This window comes from Deltaproteobacteria bacterium (genome assembly GCA_016210005.1).
Lineage (GTDB): Bacteria > Desulfobacterota > Binatia > HRBIN30 > JACQVA1 > JACQVA1.
Map to the genome: position 1 here is coordinate 1 of JACQVA010000201.1, position 4,207 is coordinate 4,207.

4 protein-coding genes are annotated in these 4,207 nt (G+C 64.9%); 1 reads left to right on the top strand and 3 read right to left on the bottom strand.

The window, feature by feature from the left end; genetic code table 11:
- The first annotated feature begins 354 nt into the window (after positions 1-354).
- On the top strand, positions 355-1,650 hold the full coding sequence (locus HY699_19640; GenBank protein MBI4518022.1) for a hypothetical protein: 1,296 nt from the start codon (positions 355-357) through the stop codon (positions 1,648-1,650).
- Between the two features lie 180 nt (positions 1,651-1,830).
- Here the strand turns inward: HY699_19640 and HY699_19645 are convergent, their stop codons facing one another.
- From HY699_19645 to HY699_19655, 3 genes are all read right to left on the bottom strand, one after another.
- A complete protein-coding gene (locus tag HY699_19645) occupies positions 1,831-2,541 on the bottom strand; it encodes a methyltransferase domain-containing protein (protein ID MBI4518023.1) in 711 nt (236 codons plus the stop codon).
- Entirely contained in the window at positions 2,538-3,731 is a 1,194-nt protein-coding gene (locus HY699_19650) for a glycosyltransferase family 2 protein (GenBank protein ID MBI4518024.1), read from the bottom strand. Before HY699_19650 ends, HY699_19645 begins: the two co-directional genes overlap by 4 nt.
- A partial coding sequence (locus tag HY699_19655; GenBank protein MBI4518025.1) for a GIY-YIG nuclease family protein occupies positions 3,713-4,207 on the bottom strand: 495 nt, incomplete at its 5' end. The genes HY699_19650 and HY699_19655, both read right to left, overlap by 19 nt.

Sequence of the window (4,207 nt, forward strand, 5' to 3'; positions counted from 1 at the left end):
ACCCGGCAGGACCTCGCCAGTCTGCTGGAAAAACTCCACGCGAAGGAGTGTCCCCTTGCCAAAGCTGCGTGATTGCATGATCAAAATACGTCACCGTAATTGCGAGATGGAGTACTTAGTATGCTCCTGGGGACGCAAACGGCGTTGGGTTTTGGCATCGAACAATGTCTTTCGGACGACAACCACGTTTACGTAATCCTCAAGGCCAGCAGCGGAAACACCGGCGCACAGGTCACCGGCGTGGCATTGACAACCGGTAGCGCCAACCATTGCACCGAGGCCCCCGTGGTTCCGCCGTTCACTGCCGTCTTAACCGCGGTCGCGGTGGGGCAAGGTTCGCCGCTGCCCGACCGGATGCGCACGACGGTGCTGGATGGGTTCCTGAGCAACACGATTTCGTGTGCCGGTAACTTCAACGCGTCGGCCGGCGGCGGGAAGGGGGTGTTGACGTTGCCGGGCGGCACCCGCACCGTCAGCGCGGATGCGGGCTCGAGTACTGAAACGCTGGTCTCTGTAAGCACCGCAGACGCGGCCGTGCCCGCGGCGGTAGACCTGGCCTCCGTGAGCCGCGCGATTGCAGGGTGCTCGGTGGGTGGGACCACGATGGTATTCCCGTCGCCGGCCGGCGTAGTGGTTCAGTCCAATGTCACAACGGGTGAAGTATCTGGACAGAATACGACCTTGGACGACACCCAGGGAACTCACGTCGGCAACATGGATCCGGGTGGTGTTGGGACAACCCAGGCGACGCCCGACGGCTTCCTCCTGCGCAGCGACTGCGGCAGTGATCCGACGACCTGCCAGGTGATCGTCTTCGTGGCCACGGGCTCGGGGCCATACTCCGGCGCTTCGGCAGCAGGTTTCGCGGTCGACCAGACCCTGGCGGTCACAAGCACTGAGGGCGCGGCAACTAACGGCTTCGTGCCGCCGGCGCCCACACTGACGGCCACTTCTCCCATTCAAACGGCGACCCGAAAGCCGCCGCCGGCCACACGCACGCCGACTCCCACCTTTCCGCCGTGCGTGCTCGACGGCGTGCTTGGCCGCGGCGAGCAGTGCGATGACGGCAATGCCGTTAACGGTGACGGCTGCGACAATAACTGCCGGTATGAGTTGATCCCGGGCAATGGTGCGAGGAGCAGCGTGACCGATCAACGGGCCTGCCTGCTCGAGTGGTCGGTGGTCAATCCCAACAACGTCCCGGCGCTTGACTCGCGCGGCCGCCCGAACTCGACGCAGAAGTGCAGGAATGGTGATGCCACGTGTGATTTCGGCGCCGATCCCAACGCCTGCGAGTTCCGCGTCGTGGTCTGCTTGAACAACGTCGACCCGCGTTTGTCGGCTTGCCCACAGCTGGGCGTCGCCGATCCGGTGCGCGTCTTGTCACCTCACGCGCTGCGCGATGCTGCCAACAACGCCAGCCTGAACGCAGCCCTGCGCAACTTGCGCGACTTCGCCAGCGACAACAGCGGGCTGTCACTACCGGTGGAGGCCGCGCAGACCGGGCTGTGCTCGGCCCCGTTCGCGGTCCGCGTGCCGGTGCGGTCACCTGTCGGCCGGGTCGCCTTGGCGACGCTTACCAGGTCGTTCGAAAACTCGCCGCGCTGGCTGACCGACGTGGACCGGTTGACTCTGGTGTGCACGCCGTAGCGCCGTCACGACATCGCCGGCCACGGGAGCACCGCAATGAATGTTACGAGCTAGTGGCCGCAGTCAACAGCGCGCTTGACGGCTGCGTGAGCAGTTGAACAGTTGAACGGCGCGCTGAAGGAGGCGGGACCGTATCACGAATCGGCCGCACCTGGGGCCACGTCGCAGACGCTGGTGTCCTCAGGGCCGCTCGGCGACCGCGATGATCGACTGGCCGAAGGGCGGGCCGATCGCACCTTCGAGCTTGCGCAGCAGCGGCACCAGCCGATCGAACAGCCCGAGCTGGCGCGCCGGCAGGAGCCGGCGGCGCAGTACTACGCCGTTGAGGTACCAGCCGGCGACGCCGAGCATATTCATGTAAGCCGTGCGCCGTAAGCTAAAGCCGGCGGCCGTTATCGCCAGCTCGAGCTCGTGGCGCCGGTAGCGCCGCAGATGATGGTCGGCCGCATCCATGCTGCCGTACAGCCAGGGAAACGCCGGCACCAGCAAGATCAGCCGGCCGCCCGGCTCCAGCAGCTGCCAAAACGAGCGCAGCAGTCCCCGGTCATCTTCGATATGTTCCAGGAAGTTGAGGCAGGTGATGGTATCAAGCCTCTCCGCTGTGAGCGCCGTTAGCTCAGCACTCGTTACATCGAGGCAGTGCGTGCGTAGCACCCGGTTGCCGCCGCAGCTGCGTTCGAGCTCGGCCAAGGCCGCCGGGTCGGCATCGAGGCCGATCACCAGTTCGGGATCGCTTTCAAGCAACCGCCGGGTGACGTTGCCGACGGCGCAGCCGACGTCGAGGATGCGCCGGCCGAGGTCGGCACGGATCGCCTCGTAGATCCAGCGATTGTAGTGCTCCGCCTTTTGCAGGCGCCGCTGAATCGCCAGACTGTTGGGGCTGACGCTCATGCGCCCCAAGTGCTGCGCAAGCGCTCGCGCCGCTTTACCTCTTCGAGAATCTTGCTCAACGCCCCACCCATGATGAGCTGAATCCCGACCAGCACGAGCGTGGCGCCGGTAAACATGTACGACCAATGGATGTTGATCTTGCCGGTGCTGGCGTACTCGAAAATGGTGGCGTGGTTGAGCAGCGCTGCCGCGGCGATCAGCGCCATACCGGCGCGGATGCTCAACCGAAACACCCGCCGATCGAGCAGCAACCGCGCCAGTTGCCCGACGCCTTTGCGATCCGGAATCGGTACGCGCTCGGTGAGCGCCAGCACCCGGGTAGCCAGCAACCCGAAGTAGGCGGTCTCGATCCCGCCGACCAACAGCACCATCACTGTGAACAGCCGGTAGATTTCCCAGTCCTCGACCCGCCGGAACTCGAAATAGTACCAAAGCGCCGGCAGGCTGAGATAGAGCGCGCACGCCAGCAGCAACCCGCCCGCCAACAAGAAAAACTTGAGCGGGTTGTACTCGAGCACCACCCGCATGATGGTGCGAAGAAAACGGACGCCGTCGCCAACCACGCGCAGCTTCGACTGCCCGACCCGTTCGTCGTAAGGGATGGGCACCTCGACGACGCTGAGCCCTTCGTGAAGGGCCCGCGCACTCATGGCGACGATGAAGTCGAGCCCGTCCGAGAGCGGGAACAACCGCGGCAGCACGGAGCGCCGAAACACCCGCATGCCACTGCCGCCGTCGGAGATCCGCGTCGTCCCGCTCCAGCCGATCAAGCGGGCAAACAGCAGGTTACCGAGCTTGCGGATCACCGGCATACGGCTGTGCGCGCCGAGCATGCGCGAACCGACCACCATGTCGGCCCCTTGTGCGCGCAAGGTGTCGTAGAGCGCCGGCAGCGATTCCGGGGGATAGGTGCCGTCGGCGTCAAGAAATGCGATCGCCTCTCCGGCCGCTTGGCCAAAGCCGGTCTTGAGCGCCGCGCCGTAACCCTGGTTGTTGCCGCAGTTCACCAGTTTCACCCCGGCACAACCGGAGACGATCTCGGCCGTGCGGTCGGTCGAGCCGTCATTGACTACGATCACCTCGATGCCCGCGCCGGCGGGCAAATGCTCCGCTTGCCGGCGCACTCGTGCCAGCAACGCCGCTATCCCGCCCTCCTCGTTGTAAGCCGGAATCACAATGCTGAGAGCCACCGGCTCCGCCCGCTCACCGGCACGGCGGTCGAAAGGGCTGGCGGCGGCGGATTGAGCAGTGGGGTCGGCAGCAGCCATGGGCGGGAATTCCAACCGCACCTTAGCGCTTCGCCGGCGCGCCGGGCAAGGCGAGCACTCGCTTGGGGGGGTGCGACAAATCTGTGGGTAACGTGCAGCCGACCGGGCAAATCCTCACCAGTCTGACAGTGCTGTGTGCTGTCAGGCCGAGGCCCATGGCCGAAAGGGACGCAATTTGTCATCTTCCGGGCGCGGCGCCACTTCTTCAGCTGCTTCTCCCGCACGATTGCGGTCTCTGCGCAGCCGTGCGCTTCGTAGTAGACCAGCTTGTCAATGCCGCACTTGGCCGAAAAACCCTCCACTACCTTGCTCTTATGCTGCCACACCCGCGTTGCCAGCTGTGAGGTCACCCCAATGTACAGCGTGCCGTTCCGTTTGCTGGCCAGGATGTAAACGCA

Bases quoted from the DNA above. Each gene is read 5' to 3' on its own strand.
- HY699_19640 (MBI4518022.1), top strand. From the start codon at position 355: ATGCGCACGACGGTGCTGGATGGGTTCCTGAGCAACACGATTTCGTGT.
- HY699_19645 (MBI4518023.1), bottom strand. From the start codon at position 2,541: ATGAGCGTCAGCCCCAACAGTCTGGCGATTCAGCGGCGCCTGCAAAAG.